The sequence below is a fragment of the Mycobacterium sherrisii genome (genome assembly GCF_002102355.1).
GTDB classification, from domain to species: Bacteria; Actinomycetota; Actinomycetes; order Mycobacteriales; family Mycobacteriaceae; genus Mycobacterium; species Mycobacterium sherrisii.
In genome coordinates this window covers 163,289-177,723 of record NZ_LQPT01000101.1, presented here as the reverse complement: position 1 = coordinate 177,723, position 14,435 = coordinate 163,289, and the positions used below count along the sequence as shown (strand labels likewise).

Here is a 14,435-nt window from a genome sequence, read left to right as displayed (position 1 = left end):
CTCGCTCGGCAGGGCGCGTCTTACGTCGAGAACCGGGAGACGTCGACCCCGAGGGTGGCGTAGACCTCATTGCTCAACGCCAGGCTGCGCGGATCGGCATTGGCCTTGGTGGCGTCGAACCGGTTCGCCACGTAGGCGTAACCGATGCGGTGCTCGAGGTCGACGAACCCGAACGAACCGCCGAGCCCGCCGTGGCCGAAGATCCGCGGGTTGGGCCCGTTCACGCAGCGCCGGTTGAGCATGTAACCCAGCCCCCAGCCGTGGTCGGCAACCCGAGGGCCGAGCACCAGGTCGGTCTCGTGGCCGCCCTGACATTCCCGGATCACGTCCATGTGCTGGCGGCTCAACAGCTTTCCTTGTGCGAGCGCGTTGTAGAACGTCGCCAGGCCCAGCGCCGACACCTGCCCGTTGGTGCCGGGGAATTCCAGCGCGCGCCAGCGGTCGAGGTCATACGAGCTGACCTCGTCGTCCGGCGCCCAACCCATCGCGACGGCCAGGCCGGCCTTCGGGTGATCGGCCAGGCTGCGCGGGCTGGCCGGGACGTGCGTGAGCAGGTCACGCATGTGCGGCTTGTTGACCCGCTCCGCGCACCGCAGCTGGTCGGCGGGCAACAGGCCGATGTGAACGTCGGCGCCCAGCGGTTGGGCGATCTCGGTGCGCAGGTACTGGCCGATCGTGCGGCCGGTCACTCGCCGGAACACCTCGCCGACGATGAAACCGAAGGTCGTCATGTGATAGCCCTGGGCGGTGCCGGGCTCCCACCATGGTTCGGCGCTGACCAGCTGTTCGCAGACGTAATCCCAATCGCAGACCTGTTCCCAGGTCATCGGGGCTCGCGGCCCGATGACGCCGGACCGGTGACTCATCACCATGGCCAGCGTGATGTGCTCCTTGCCCGCGTGCCCGAATTCCGGCCAGTACCGCGCGATCGGCGCGTGCAGGTCCACGTCGCCGCGATCGACGAGCTGGTGCATGCAGGTGGCCGACAGTCCCTTGGTGCCGGAGAGCACCGTGGTCAGCGTGTCTTGTTGCCAGGGCCGCGTCGCCGCCTCGTCGGCCCAGCCGCCCCACAGGTTGACCACGAGATTCCCGTCCACCCAGACCGCGACGGCCGCGCCGTGTTCGAGTTGCAGCGCAAAATTGCGCTCGAACGCGTCGCGGACCCCGATGAAGTCCGGCGCGCAGGAACCGTTGATGGTGGCTTCAAGTGCAAGGTCGCTCATGGCGCCTTTCTGTGGAGCTACCTACCCGAGCGGGCGACGGGAATCGAACCCGCGTAGCTAGTTTGGAAGACTAGGGCTCTACCATTGAGCTACGCCCGCATGCATTAGTCGAGCGAGACTGTATCTGGCTGCGAACATCAAATCTAATCGACGCAGATTCGTGACTGCATTGTGAGGTCTTGAGTTCGCTCCGAAGCCGGTGGCCCTGCTGGTACTGGGGGGCCGTAGGATCGCGAGGTCAGCGCGGGGTGTAGCGCAGCTTGGTAGCGCATCCGCTTTGGGAGCGGAAGGCCGCAGGTTCAAATCCTGTCACCCCGACCAGCACCGCGCCGCAACCCAGCTGGCTCGCCAGGCCACCACAGAACGACATCAAGGAGCACACCCGTGAAGAGCAGCGTCGAGCAGTTGAGCCCCACCCGGGTGCGCATCAACGTGGAGGTGCCTTTCACCGAACTCGAACCCGACTTCCAGCGCGCCTACAAGGAGTTGGCCAAGCAGGTCCGGCTGCCGGGCTTCCGGCCCGGCAAGGTGCCGACGAAGCTGCTCGAGGCCCGATTCGGTCGCGAGGAGATGCTGGATCAGGTCGTCAACGAGGCGCTGCCGGCCCGGTATGGGCAGGCGGTCAGCGAGACCGAAGTGCACCCGATCGGCCGTCCGGAGATCGAGGTGACCAAGAAGGAGTACGGCGAAGACCTCGCGTTCACCGCCGAGGTCGACGTTCGCCCCGAACTCACCCTTCCGGAGTTGAGCTCGCTGCAGGTGTCGGTGGACCCGATCGAGGTCAGCGACGAGGACGTCGAAGCCGAACTGCAGTCGCTGCGGGCCCGGTTCGGCACGCTGACCGGGGTGGACCGACCGGTCGCCGACGGCGACTTCGTCTCGATCGACCTGTCGGCGACCGTGAACGGCGAAGAGGTGCCGGGCGCCGCCGCGGAAGGTCTGTCGCACGAGGTCGGCTCCGGCCGTCTCATCGACGGCCTCGATGAGGCGCTCATCGGCATGTCGGTCGACGAGTCCAAGGAATTCACCGCCAAGCTGGCGACCGGGGAGCACGCGGGCCAAGACGCACAGGTCACCGTCACGGTCAAGACGATCAAACAACGCGAGTTGCCGGAGCCCGACGACGAATTCGCGCAATTGGCAAGCGAATTCGACACCATCGACGAGCTGCGGACCAATCTGCGCGACCAGGTGGCCCGGCTCAAACGCGCCCAGCAGGCCGAGAAGATTCAGCAAGCCACGATGGACGCGCTGCTCGAACAGGTCGACGTGCCACTGCCGGAGGCCATCGTGGCCGCCCAGTTCGACAGCGCGATACACGGTGCGATCGACAGCGTCGGGCATGACGAGGACCGGTTCGCCGAGGTGCTCGCCCAGCAGGGCAAGACCCGTGAGGAGTTCGAGGCCGAGACACGCACCGCGGTGGAAAAGGACGTCCGGCGTCAGCTGCTGTTCGACGCGCTGGCCGACGACCTGGACATCCAGGTCGGCCAGGACGACCTGACCGAGCGGCTGGTGGCGACGTCGCGGCAGTACGGCATCGAACCGCAGCAACTGTTCGCCTACCTTCAGGAGAACAACCAGCTGCCCGCCATGTTCGCCGACGTGCGGCGCGGTTTGGCGATTGCCGCAGTGGTCTCGGCGGCGACCGTCACCGACACCGACGGCAACGTCATCGACACGAGCGAGTTTTTCCCGGACCGCAATCGGCCCGCCAACGAAGCAACCGACGAAGCAGCCGAAGAAGCCGGGGACACGACCGAACAGCCCAGCGACGAGTGATCCGGCCTTGACGCTGTGAGCGAACGCGGGGTGCGCGGCGCGAAACGGCGGGCTTGGTTGGTTAGTGTCGGTGAGTACAGATCTCGAGAAAGCAGGTAACCCCGTCGTGACTGACATGCGTACGAATTCGGTGGGCCTCAACCTCACGGACTCGGTGTATGAGCGCTTGCTCTCCGAGCGCATCATCTTCCTGGGTTCGGAGGTGAACGACGAGGTCGCCAACCGGTTGTGCGCGCAGATTCTGCTGCTCGCCGCCGAGGACAGCGACAAGGACATCAACCTCTACATCAACTCCCCGGGCGGCTCGATCAGCGCAGGGATGGCCATTTACGACACGATGGTGCTGGCGCCGTGCGACATCGCCACCTACGCGATGGGCATGGCCGCCTCGATGGGCGAGTTCCTATTGGCGGCCGGCACCAAGGGCAAGCGCTTCGCGTTGCCGCACGCCCGCATCCTGATGCACCAGCCGCTCGGTGGAGTGACCGGTAGCGCGGCCGACATCGCCATCCAGGCCGAGCAGTTCCACGTCATCAAGAAGGAGATGTTCCGGCTGAACGCCGAGTTCACCGGCCAGTCGATCGAACGCATCGAGGCCGACTCGGACCGCGACCGGTGGTTCACCGCGCAGGAGGCCCTGGAATACGGCTTCGTCGACCACATCATCACCCGCGCCGCCCACATCACCAATGGAGAAGCCCGATGAGTCCCCAGCACCCTGAAATCCAGCCTCAGGCGCGCTACATCCTGCCGTCGTTCATCGAGCACTCCAGCTTCGGTGTCAAGGAGTCGAACCCGTACAACAAGTTGTTCGAGGAACGCATCATCTTCCTCGGCGTGCAGGTCGACGATGCCTCGGCCAACGACATCATGGCCCAATTACTGGTACTCGAGTCGCTGGACCCGGACCGCGACATCACCATGTACATCAACTCGCCCGGTGGGGGATTCACTTCGCTGATGGCGATTTACGACACCATGCAGTACGTCCGCGCCGACATCCAGACCGTGTGCCTGGGACAGGCGGCCTCGGCCGCGGCGGTGTTGCTGGCCGCCGGAACCCCGGGTAAGCGAATGGCGCTGCCCAATGCCCGGGTGCTGATCCACCAGCCGTCGCTGCAGGGCGTGATCCAGGGCCAGTTCTCCGACCTGGAGATCCAGGCCGCCGAGATCGAGCGGATGCGCACGCTGATGGAGACGACGCTGGCCCGGCACACCAACAAGGAACCGTCGGTGATCCGCAAGGACACCGACCGGGACAAGATCCTGACCGCCGAAGAGGCCAAGGATTACGGGATCATCGACACGGTGCTCGAGTACCGGAAGCTGTCCGCGCAGACCAACTAGCGACCGTCGCGTTCGCCCTCGGCGCTTTTGGCGACGTCCGCCAGGGCCGCGATGCCGGCGGGCGTCACCCGGCAGCAGCCGCCGACGATGCGGGCCCCGGCCGTGATCCACTGCCGGGCCCGGTCCACGGAGAAGCGGGACGCGCCGGTCCAGGCGCGGCCGTTCCAGTGCTCCCCGCTGTTCGGATAAACGATCACGGGTTTGCTTACCGCAGAGGCGATTTCGATCGCCGACGGGACGTCGTCGGGACTGCAGCAGTTGACGCCGACGGCGACGATCTCCGCGACGCCGGCGGCCACCGCGAACGCCTCGGTTAGGGGTTGTCCGGCGCGCGTGCGGGTCCCGTCGATGGTGTAGCTCAACCACGCCGGCCTGCCAACCGCACGCACCAGGTCGACCAGCGCTTCGGCCTCGTCGGCGTCGGGCACGGTTTCCAGGGCAAGCACGTCGGCCCCCGCGTCGGCCAACACCTCGAGCCGCGGCCGGTGCCACCGTCGCAGTTGGGCGACGGATAACCCGTAGCGTCCGCGATATTCGGAGCCGTCGGCCAGCGCCGCACCATAGGGACCTATCGAAGCGGCGACCAGCAGGCCGCCGGTTGCAGCACGGGATTGTGCCGCGAGTTCGACGCTGCGCCGCAATAATTCGACCGCTTCATCGCGGCCGATACCGCGTGCGGAAAAGCCGTCGAACGACGCTTGATAACTGGCGGTTGTAGCGATTTGGGCACCAGCGCGAAAAAATGCGGTGTGCACCGCGGCGATCTCGTGCGGGGCATCCGCCAGCAACCTCGCCGACCACAACGCGTCGGACAGGTCGTGGCCGCGCGCCTCCAACTCGGTGGCCAGGCCGCCATCGCTGATCAGCACGGAATTGGTGGGCCACAAAGAATCCGCAGCCATCCCCACCCATGCCACTGTAGGGTGGGGGCCTGGCAACCAGCCCGCGGCGTAGCCAGCCTCGGTGGGGTAACGACCGCGACACGCCAAAGACACGGAAAGCGCGTCTCGGCCGGTGCGGGCGGTTGTCGGGCTATATGTTTTCGGACAGGCATGAATACCACCGACGCGATTCGGCGCTAATGGTCGCGGCGGGCCCGATCTAGCGGGTAGCGTCGGGGGAATACATGCGGCACGTTGAGGCGTACGGCGAACAGGAAGTAGGCACTGAGGCACCATGGCGCGCATCGGAGACGGCGGTGATCTGCTGAAGTGCTCATTCTGCGGGAAGAGCCAAAAGCAGGTTAAAAAACTCATTGCGGGCCCCGGGGTTTACATCTGCGATGAGTGCATCGACCTGTGCAACGAGATCATCGAAGAGGAGCTTGCTGACGCCGACGACGTCAAGCTCGACGAACTGCCCAAGCCGGCCGAAATCCGGGAGTTCCTGGAGGGCTACGTCATTGGGCAGGACACCGCCAAGCGGACACTCGCGGTCGCGGTTTACAACCACTACAAGCGAATTCAGGCCGGCGAAAAGGGTCGTGACTCCCGGTGCGAGCCGGTCGAGCTGACCAAGTCCAACATCTTGATGCTCGGCCCCACCGGCTGCGGGAAAACGTATCTGGCCCAGACGCTGGCCAAGATGCTCAACGTCCCGTTCGCCATCGCCGACGCCACCGCCCTGACCGAGGCCGGTTACGTCGGTGAAGACGTCGAGAACATTCTGCTCAAGCTGATCCAGGCGGCCGACTACGACGTCAAGCGCGCCGAGACCGGCATCATCTACATCGACGAGGTCGACAAGATCGCCCGCAAGAGCGAGAACCCCTCGATCACCCGCGACGTTTCCGGCGAGGGAGTGCAGCAAGCGCTGCTCAAGATTTTGGAGGGCACGCAGGCGTCGGTGCCCCCGCAGGGCGGCCGCAAGCACCCGCACCAGGAATTCATCCAGATCGACACCACCAACGTGTTATTCATCGTCGCGGGTGCGTTCGCCGGACTGGAGAAGATCATCTACGAGCGGGTCGGCAAGCGGGGCCTGGGCTTCGGCGCCGAGGTGCGCTCGAAGGCCGAGATCGACACCACCGACCACTTCGCCGAAGTGATGCCCGAAGACCTGATCAAGTTCGGCCTGATTCCCGAGTTCATCGGCCGGTTGCCGGTGGTCGCCTCGGTTACCAACCTGGACATGGAGTCGTTGGTCAAGATCTTGTCCGAGCCCAAGAACGCGCTGGTCAAGCAGTACACCCGGCTGTTCGAGATGGACGGCGTGGAGCTGGAGTTCACCGACGATGCGCTCGAGGCGATCGCCGACCAGGCGATCCACCGCGGCACCGGCGCCCGGGGTCTGCGGGCGATCATGGAGGAAGTCCTGCTGCCGGTGATGTACGACATCCCCAGCCGCGACGACGTCGCCAAGGTCGTGGTCACCAAGGAGACGGTGCAGGACAACGTGTTGCCGACGATCGTGCCGCGCAAGCCCTCACGCTCCGAGCGCCGCGACAAGAGCGCCTGACGACGATCAAGCGGCGGGTGCCGCGTTGAGGAGTCAGGCAATCGGGCTGGCCTGACGACGATCAAGCGGCGGGTGCCGCGTTGAGGAGTCAGGCAATCGGGCTGGCCGGGCTGGGCGAATTTGCCACACTACGTGACCAACACCACAGTTTCGTGCCGTACTCGTCAGTAGCACGTGCTGAACACGCATTTTGCCTAAGATAACCCTAAGGACGCGCGGCGTCGGACGTTCATTTGACCTGATGACCAGTGCCATAATTGGTACTGCCAGTCTCATGCAAATCGCATGGGGCTGGGGAGCAACAAAACGGCGCGTAACCTGAAACTTTGGCAGTGTGCCTGCCCGGTCGATCAATGAGAGGCGGAGACGTGGATCCGAACGGCAGCGGAGCCGGATCTGAATCTCATCACAACGGCGCGTCGGACCGTCAGCGCCTGGAGCAAGTAGTCATCCGGTTTGCCGGCGACTCCGGCGACGGTATGCAGCTGACCGGTGACCGGTTCACCTCGGAGGCAGCGCTTTTCGGTAACGACCTCGCCACGCAGCCGAACTACCCCGCCGAAATTCGGGCCCCTGCAGGCACTTTGCCCGGTGTCTCGTCCTTCCAGATTCAAATCGCCGACTACGACATCCTGACGGCCGGTGACCGGCCGGACGTACTGGTTGCCATGAATCCGGCCGCGTTGAAGGCCAACATCGGCGATCTGCCCCGCGGCGGAATGGTGATCGCGAACTCCGACGAATTCACCAAACGCAACCTGACGAAGGTCGGCTATGTAGCCAACCCGCTGGAAACCGGGGAGCTGTCCGACTACGTCGTGCATTCCGTCGCGATGACCACGCTCACGCTGGGGGCCGTCGAGGCGATCGGCGCGTCCAAGAAAGACGGCCAGCGGGCCAAGAACATGTTCGCCCTCGGTCTGTTGTCGTGGATGTACGGACGACCGATCCAGACCAGCGAAAACTTCATCCGGGAGAAGTTCGTCCGCAAGCCCGACGTCGCCGAAGCCAACGTGCTCGCCCTGAAGGCGGGCTGGAACTACGGCGAAACCACCGAGGCTTTCGGCACCACCTACGAGGTGTCGCGGGCGACCCTGCCGCCGGGCGAGTACCGGCAGATCTCCGGCAACACCGCGCTGGCCTACGGCATCGTCGCGGCCGGTCAGCTCGCCAACATCCCGGTCGTGCTCGGCAGCTACCCGATCACGCCGGCCTCGGACATCCTGCACGAGCTGTCCCGGCACAAGAACTTCAACGTCATCACCTTCCAGGCCGAGGACGAGATCGGTGGCGTCTGCGCCGCGATCGGCGCTTCCTACGGCGGCGCACTGGGAGTCACCAGCACCTCCGGCCCGGGCATCTCATTGAAGTCCGAGGCCCTCGGACTGGCGGTGATGACCGAGCTGCCGCTGCTGGTCATCGATGTGCAACGCGGCGGCCCGTCGACCGGGCTACCGACCAAGACCGAGCAGGCCGACCTGCTGCAGGCGCTGTTCGGCCGCAACGGCGAGTCGCCGGTGGCGGTGGTGGCGCCCAAGTCGCCGTCCGACTGCTTCGAAACCGCCATCGAGGCGGCGCGCATCGCGGTGTCCTACCACACCCCGGTGATCGTGCTGTCCGACGGCGCGATCGCCAACGGCTCGGAGCCGTGGCAGATCCCGGATGTCTCGTCGCTGCAGCCGATTACGCACGCCTTCGCCAAGCCGGACGAACCGTTTCAGCCGTATGCGCGCGACCCGGAGACGCTGGCTCGCCAGTTCGCCGTGCCGGGCACGCCGGGTCTGGAACACCGTATCGGCGGCCTCGAGGCTGCGAACGGCTCCGGCAACATTTCCTACGAGCCGGTCAACCACGACCTCATGGTGCGGTTGCGTCAGGCCAAGATCGACGGAATCAAGGTTCCCGATCTCGAGGTCGACGACCCGACGGGCGACGCCGAATTGCTGCTGATCGGCTGGGGTAGCTCCTACGGTCCGATCGGCGAGGCCTGCCGGCGCGCGCGGCGCAAGGGCATCAAGGTCGCGCACGCCCAGCTGCGCTACCTGAACCCATTCCCGGCCAACCTCGGCGATGTGCTGCGCCGGTACCCGCGGGTGGTGGCGCCGGAGATGAACCTGGGTCAGCTCGCGATGCTGCTGCGCAGCAAATATCTGGTCGACGTGCAGTCGGTCTCCAAGGTGCAGGGCATCGCGTTCCTCGCCGACGAAATCGGGCGGGTGATTCGGGCGGCGTTGGCGGGAACGCTGGCCGAGATCGAGCAAGACAAGACGATGGTCGCCAGAATGGCGGCAGCAACGGTTGGAGCGGGAGCTAACGCATGACGAGTGGGATTGCTGGCGACCTGGCGGGCACGGACCTCGGGTTGACGCCGAGGCTGAAAAAGAACGACGGCGTGCCCGCGTTGACCCCAGAGGATCAGCCGCAGAAGAGTAAGGACTTCACCAGCGACCAAGAGGTGCGCTGGTGCCCGGGCTGTGGCGACTACGTCATCCTCAACACCATCCGCAACTTCCTGCCGGAGCTGGGGCTGCGCCGGGAGAACATCGTCTTCGTCAGCGGGATCGGCTGCTCCAGCCGGTTCCCGTACTACCTGGAGACCTACGGGTTTCACTCGATCCACGGTCGCGCCCCGGCGATCGCCACCGGTTTGGCGCTGGCCCGCGAGGACCTGTCGGTGTGGGTGGTCACCGGCGACGGCGACGCGCTGTCGATCGGCGGTAATCACCTGATCCACGCGCTGCGCCGCAACGTCAACATCACGATCCTGTTGTTCAACAACAGGATCTACGGGTTGACCAAGGGCCAGTATTCGCCGACGTCCGAGGTTGGCAAGATCACCAAGTCGACGCCGATGGGGTCGCTGGACCATCCGTTCAACCCGGTCTCGCTGGCGCTGGGCGCCGAGGCGACCTTTGTCGGCCGGGCACTTGACTCCGACCGGGCCGGGCTGACCGAGGTGCTGCGCGGCGCGGCCGAGCACCGTGGCGCCGCAGTGGTCGAGATCCTGCAGGATTGCCCGATCTTCAACGACGGTTCGTTCGACGCGCTGCGCAAGGAGGGCGCCGAGGACCGGGTGATCAACGTCCGGCACGGCGAGCCAATTGTGTTCGGCGCCAACGGCGAATACTGCGTGGTGAAGTCCGGCTTCAGCCTCGAGGTGGCCAAGACTGCCGACGTGGCGGTCGACGAGATCGTCAAGCACGACGCGCACGCCGACAACTCCGCGTACGCGTTCGCCCTGTCGCGGCTTTCGGAGCAGAACCTGGATCACACCGTGCTAGGGATCTTCCGGGATATCACCCGGCCCACCTATGACGACGCTGCCCGCGCCCAGGTCGCCGCGGCCCGGTCGTCGACCCCATTCGACGCCGCCGCCCTCCAATCGTTGTTGCGCGGGCGCGACACCTGGACCGTCGACTAGGGGGCTGAGGCCGTGACCGATGCGGTGTCGTTGGCCGGGGTAGTACTTGCCGGGGGCGAATCGCGACGCATGGGCCGCGACAAGGCCACTTTGCCGGGTCCGGATGGGGCGGCCACAATGGTCGAGTTCGTCGCCGGGGTTCTCGCGCAGCGCTGCGATCCGGTCTTCGTCGTGGCCGCACCGGGCCAACCGCTGCCTCATCTGACCGCGCGGGTGATCCGTGACGAGATTCAGGGGCTGGGACCGCTGCCCGCCACCGGACGGGGATTGCGCGCCGCGGTGGAGGCCGGCGCACGGTACGCCTTCGTCTGCGCGGTCGATATGCCACTGCTGACAGCCGAACTCGTCGATCAACTGATGCAGCTCGCGACCAAGACCGATGCCGAAGTGGTGCTGCCGTGGGACGGTCGCAGCCACTACCTTGCCGCGGTGTACCGGACCGAGCTGGCCGATCGGATTGACGCGCTGGTCGCCGCCGGCGAGCGCAAGATGAGCGCGCTGATCGACGCGTCCGATGCGCAGCAGATCGTCCTGCCGGATACGCGCCCATTGACCAATGTCAACACCGACGCCGAGTTTCGTGCGCTGGTGCGTCCGGGCGCCTGAGAGCCCCGCGCTTCGACCGTCGTTAGGGTAATTGCGTGGCGGATCGCGAACTATTCATGGTTGGCGACGTAATTGTGCGGCCTGGCTAAGTAAATGGTAATTGTATTTTTTTCGCTACTTTAACCGGACAATGTGGGTCGGGCCGCGCCCGGTATTTTGCATCGGCTGGAATCCGAGAGCGTATGACATTGGAGCAGACGGAATTTCGGCTTCCCGCGATGGCTGTGCTAGTACGTTTTCCTCCGGAACGGCCGGCGGCGCTTGCGTATAACGCCCAATACGCATTCTCTCGGCAAATTTTCCGGCGCAAACTGGGACCGAGGCGGGTGCCGGTGGGCCCCAGACCCTTGGGTGCCGTTTCGGTAGCGAGGTGTGGACTTCGCGGCACCGTGTTTGCAAACGCGTTGCAGCGCTTGGTAACTCGTGGACACATTTGTCCAGGTCTTTGTGCGACGTGTTAACTAGTTGTGCATAAGGGGATCTCGGAATCAGCGCGGTGTTGTCACGAATCATTTTGCAGCAGAACGTCTTCGGGTTGGTAGGAAGAATCTCGCAGCGCGCGGACCGGTGACGGCAACAGCTCGACAGCCGACCCCCGGCTCGGCGCCACGTGGCGGCGTACAGATCGTCAAGGCAGGTTTCTAAACGTGCAAAATCGGTGGCCCGCGTCACAAAAACTGCGTGATTCGGGTCACGATCGGGTGCGGATCTTGACTTGCGATTGCCTACGGAAAAGTGAGGCGTGACCTGCAGAAATATTCGGTAATGCGTGCCGTGATCTGTTCGTTATCGTCTCGAGATAGCCGCGTGTCGAAGATGACGAACGGCATTGGGTCACCTACGGTGCGTTTTAGCCCGAAAGGGGTTGATCGAAAATTTAATCCACGGACCCGTGTGTGAGCGGGCTGCGGGCGGCAATTGCCGTTCGGCAGCAGGCGGCTTTATCCCGCCGGGCAGATCACGCCCCCGCTGTCGTGCCGAACCGAGACGGCACGTTCCGAAGCACTGTTTCCACTTCACGCAGTACCTAAACCCACCCCCGGGTGGGTCTGCTTTGGCGCGCGCGCACCGCGAAAGGAACACCTTGAACAACGTCCGCCGAACGCTCGTCCTCGCTGCCCTGACCGGATCGCTGGTGACGGTGCCCTCCGCCACCGCTAGCGCGGATGTGCCCCCGCCGCCGGCCCGGGCGTACAGCGTCAACTGGGACGCCATCGCGCAGTGTGAGTCGGGCGGTAACTGGTCGATCAGCACCGGTAACGGGTTCTCGGGCGGCCTGCAGTTCACCCCGAGCACCTGGCGTGCCAACGGCGGATCGGGTTCGCCCGCCGGCGCCAGCCGCGAGGAGCAGATCCGCGTGGCCGAGAACGTGCTGCACTCGCAGGGCATCGGCGCCTGGCCGGTCTGCGGTCGCCGCGGCTGACCGACCGCCATCGACGGCAGCGCTGCCGTCGCAGGGAAATGCCGGGCCTGGTGCCCGGCATTTCCTGTTCATCGCACAGCGCCAAGGCGCAGGGCGTCGCTCGGCGCGCGGGCCCGCCGGACGCGGCTGACCATCCGGTACCGTCGCGACGATGACCGCGACGGGGCGTGAATTCGACATCGTGGTTTATGGGGCGACCGGTTTCGTCGGCCAGCTCACCGCTAAATACTTGGCCCGCGCCGGCACCGGCGCGCGCATCGCCCTGGCCGGACGCTCTGCGCAGCGGCTGCGGGCCGTGCGCGACAGGCTAGCTCCGGCCGCGCAGTCCTGGCCCGTGCTGATCGCCGACGCGTCGTCGCCGTCCACGTTGAATGAGATGGCCGCCCGTGCCCAGGTCGTCGTCACGACGGTGGGGCCCTACGCCCGGTACGGGCTGCCGCTGGTGGCCGCGTGCGCCGCGGCGGGTACCGACTACGCGGACCTGACCGGTGAGGCGAATTTCATCCGCGCGGCGATCGACCGGTATCACAAACAAGCCAACGACACCGGCGCCCGGATCGTACACTGCTGCGGATTCGATTCGGTCCCCTCCGACATGTCGGTGTATGCCCTCTATCGCGCGGCGCGCGACGATGGTACGGGCGAACTCGGCGACACCCATTTCGTGCTGCGCTCGCTGTTCGGTGGGGTCTCCGGCGGGACGGTGGCCTCATTGGTGGGGGTGCTGCGCGCGGCGTCCAGCGATTCGGAACTTCGCCGGTGCCTGGCCGATCCCTACACGCTGAGCCCCGATCGCGGCGCCGAACCCGAGCTGGGCCGCCAGCCCGACCTGCCCTGGCGGCGTGGCCGCTACATCGCGCCCGAGCTCGACGGCGCCTGGACCGCCGGTTTTTTGATGGCCCCGATCAACACCCGAATTGTGCGGCGCAGCAACGCATTACTCGACTGGTCCTATGGCCGGCGGTTCCGGTACAGCGAACACATGAGCGTCGGCTCCTCGCCGTTGGCCGCGGCGGCATCGATCCTGGTGGCCGGGGTCGGTAACGCGTCGTTCGAGCTGGGCAGCCGTTACGCCCGGCTGCTGCCGCGGCCGCTGATAGAGCGCATCCTGCCCAAATCCGGCACCGGCCCGAGTCCGCGGGTGCGAGAGCGCGGCTACTACCGGTTGGAGACCTACACCACCACGACCACCGGGGCGCGCTACGTGGCCAGGATGGAGCAGCGGGGCGACCCGGGCTACCAAGCGACCTCGGTGCTGCTGGGGGAGTGCGGCTTGGCCCTGGCGCTGGACCGCGACAAACTCCCGGACTTGCACGGGGTGCTGACGCCCGCGGCCGCAATGGGTGACGTATTGCTGACCAGGTTGCCGGCCGCGGGTGTGTCGCTGCGGACGGATCGGCTGGACTAAGCCGCTGCCGCAACAGTTTTCGTTCGATCTGGTTCCGATGATTCCGGCGGCCTCGAGGGGGTATGCCATCTCGGACCGACATCGGTGCGATGACGAGAGGAAGCCATGTCAGACACGCTGACCCAAGGACAAAAGCTGGAGCGTGGACAATCGCTCGCCTCGAACAATGGCGCCTACACCCTCACCCTTCAAGACGACGGGAACCTGGTGCTGGCCGCGCGAGGCGAAGCGTTGTGGGCGAGTGCGACCAATGGTCAGGATGTGACGCGCGCCGAACTGCAGTCCGACGGCAACTTCGTGCTGTACCTCCCGGACAAGCCGGTCTGGCACACCGACACGCAGGGCAAGAAGGACGTCCGGCTGGTGCTTCAGGACGACGGCAATCTGGTGCTCTACGCAGCCGACGGCCCGGCGTGGGCGACCAATACGCAGACCGACGGCCCGCCCCCGCCGGCGCCCGCTCCGGAACCGGGTGCCGGCGGCATGACTGCCGGCCCTGGCCAACCCGTCGACGAACCCCCGCCGGAACCGGCCGGGGAGGCCCCCGCTGCGCCCACGCCGCGTACCTACACCGTCGCGTCCGGCGACACCATGTGGGCGATCGCCGAACGCTTCTACGGTGATGGCAGCAGGTATCAGGTGATCGCCGACGCCAGCGGCGTCGCCGATCCCGACCTGATTCATCCCGGTCAGGTGCTGACGATTCCCTGAGCGCGGCGGCCGAACCGCGAGTGACCGAGCCCACGCCGGTTCGGGCGCTTACAGACG

Annotated in this window: 11 protein-coding genes, 2 tRNA genes and 1 pseudogene; 11 read left to right on the top strand and 3 right to left on the bottom strand. The window is 65.8% G+C overall.

Annotated elements, in window-relative coordinates; translation table 11 throughout:
- Positions 1-20: 20 nt before the first annotated feature.
- Both AWC25_RS21475 and AWC25_RS21470 read right to left on the bottom strand, forming a co-directional pair.
- Positions 21-1,223 carry a serine hydrolase domain-containing protein gene (locus tag AWC25_RS21475; protein WP_069399013.1) on the bottom strand — a complete coding sequence of 401 codons (1,203 nt, stop codon included), beginning with the start codon at positions 1,221-1,223 and terminating at the stop codon, positions 21-23.
- A 28-nt stretch (positions 1,224-1,251) separates the two neighbouring features.
- Positions 1,252-1,322 (bottom strand) — tRNA-Gly (locus AWC25_RS21470).
- Positions 1,323-1,467: 145 nt separating this feature from the next.
- On the opposite strand from AWC25_RS21470, the gene AWC25_RS21465 reads away from it, so the two are divergent.
- The 4 genes from AWC25_RS21465 (at position 1,468) to clpP2 (ending at position 4,352) form a co-directional block, all read left to right on the top strand.
- Positions 1,468-1,544: transfer RNA gene (locus AWC25_RS21465), tRNA-Pro, on the top strand.
- Positions 1,545-1,607: 63 nt separating this feature from the next.
- Positions 1,608-3,005, top strand: coding sequence for a trigger factor (tig, locus tag AWC25_RS21460; protein ID WP_069399012.1), 1,398 nt, complete (start codon positions 1,608-1,610; stop codon positions 3,003-3,005).
- Between the two features lie 115 nt (positions 3,006-3,120).
- A complete protein-coding gene (locus AWC25_RS21455; protein WP_069399011.1) occupies positions 3,121-3,711 on the top strand; it encodes an ATP-dependent Clp protease proteolytic subunit in 591 nt (196 codons plus the stop codon).
- A complete protein-coding gene (clpP2, locus tag AWC25_RS21450; RefSeq protein ID WP_044507096.1) occupies positions 3,708-4,352 on the top strand; it encodes an ATP-dependent CLP protease proteolytic subunit ClpP2 in 645 nt (214 codons plus the stop codon). Before AWC25_RS21455 ends, clpP2 begins: the two co-directional genes overlap by 4 nt.
- On the opposite strand, the gene mmuM is transcribed toward clpP2, so the two are convergent.
- The gene (gene mmuM, locus AWC25_RS21445; RefSeq protein ID WP_142278978.1) at positions 4,349-5,254 is read right to left on the bottom strand and encodes a homocysteine S-methyltransferase; all 906 of its coding nucleotides are present in this window, start codon (positions 5,252-5,254) and stop codon (positions 4,349-4,351) included. The genes clpP2 and mmuM overlap by 4 nt on opposite strands.
- 274 nt (positions 5,255-5,528) lie before the next feature.
- Between mmuM and clpX the strand changes: the two genes are divergently transcribed.
- From clpX to AWC25_RS21410, 7 genes and pseudogenes are all read left to right on the top strand, one after another.
- Positions 5,529-6,809 (top strand): ATP-dependent Clp protease ATP-binding subunit ClpX, encoded by a 1,281-nt coding sequence (gene clpX, locus AWC25_RS21440; RefSeq protein WP_044507095.1) that lies wholly within the window; start codon positions 5,529-5,531, stop codon positions 6,807-6,809.
- Between the two features lie 368 nt (positions 6,810-7,177).
- Positions 7,178-9,130, top strand: coding sequence for a 2-oxoacid:acceptor oxidoreductase subunit alpha (locus tag AWC25_RS21435; protein WP_142278977.1), 1,953 nt, complete (start codon positions 7,178-7,180; stop codon positions 9,128-9,130).
- Entirely contained in the window at positions 9,127-10,230 is a 1,104-nt protein-coding gene (locus AWC25_RS21430) for a 2-oxoacid:ferredoxin oxidoreductase subunit beta (RefSeq protein ID WP_069399008.1), read from the top strand. Before AWC25_RS21435 ends, AWC25_RS21430 begins: the two co-directional genes overlap by 4 nt.
- A gap of 12 nt (positions 10,231-10,242) precedes the next feature.
- Entirely contained in the window at positions 10,243-10,836 is a 594-nt protein-coding gene (gene mobA / locus AWC25_RS21425) for a molybdenum cofactor guanylyltransferase (protein ID WP_069399007.1), read from the top strand.
- Positions 10,837-12,010: 1,174 nt separating this feature from the next.
- Positions 12,011-12,259, top strand: a pseudogene (locus AWC25_RS21420) (transglycosylase family protein); the annotation flags it as partial.
- A 151-nt stretch (positions 12,260-12,410) separates the two neighbouring features.
- The gene (locus AWC25_RS21415; RefSeq protein ID WP_085167547.1) at positions 12,411-13,667 is read left to right on the top strand and encodes a saccharopine dehydrogenase family protein; all 1,257 of its coding nucleotides are present in this window, start codon (positions 12,411-12,413) and stop codon (positions 13,665-13,667) included.
- A 105-nt stretch (positions 13,668-13,772) separates the two neighbouring features.
- A complete protein-coding gene (locus AWC25_RS21410; protein WP_069399004.1) occupies positions 13,773-14,378 on the top strand; it encodes a LysM peptidoglycan-binding domain-containing protein in 606 nt (201 codons plus the stop codon).
- Positions 14,379-14,435 lie beyond the last annotated feature (57 nt).

Coding starts and splice junctions, on each gene's coding strand:
- AWC25_RS21475 (WP_069399013.1), bottom strand. CDS start 1,223: ATGAGCGACCTTGCACTTGAAGCCACCATCAACGGTTCCTGCGCGCCG.
- AWC25_RS21455 (WP_069399011.1), top strand. CDS start 3,121: ATGCGTACGAATTCGGTGGGCCTCAACCTCACGGACTCGGTGTATGAG.
- clpP2 (WP_044507096.1), top strand. CDS start 3,708: ATGAGTCCCCAGCACCCTGAAATCCAGCCTCAGGCGCGCTACATCCTG.
- mmuM (WP_142278978.1), bottom strand. CDS start 5,254: ATGGCTGCGGATTCTTTGTGGCCCACCAATTCCGTGCTGATCAGCGAT.
- clpX (WP_044507095.1), top strand. CDS start 5,529: ATGGCGCGCATCGGAGACGGCGGTGATCTGCTGAAGTGCTCATTCTGC.
- AWC25_RS21430 (WP_069399008.1), top strand. CDS start 9,127: ATGACGAGTGGGATTGCTGGCGACCTGGCGGGCACGGACCTCGGGTTG.
- AWC25_RS21415 (WP_085167547.1), top strand. CDS start 12,411: ATGACCGCGACGGGGCGTGAATTCGACATCGTGGTTTATGGGGCGACC.
- AWC25_RS21410 (WP_069399004.1), top strand. CDS start 13,773: ATGTCAGACACGCTGACCCAAGGACAAAAGCTGGAGCGTGGACAATCG.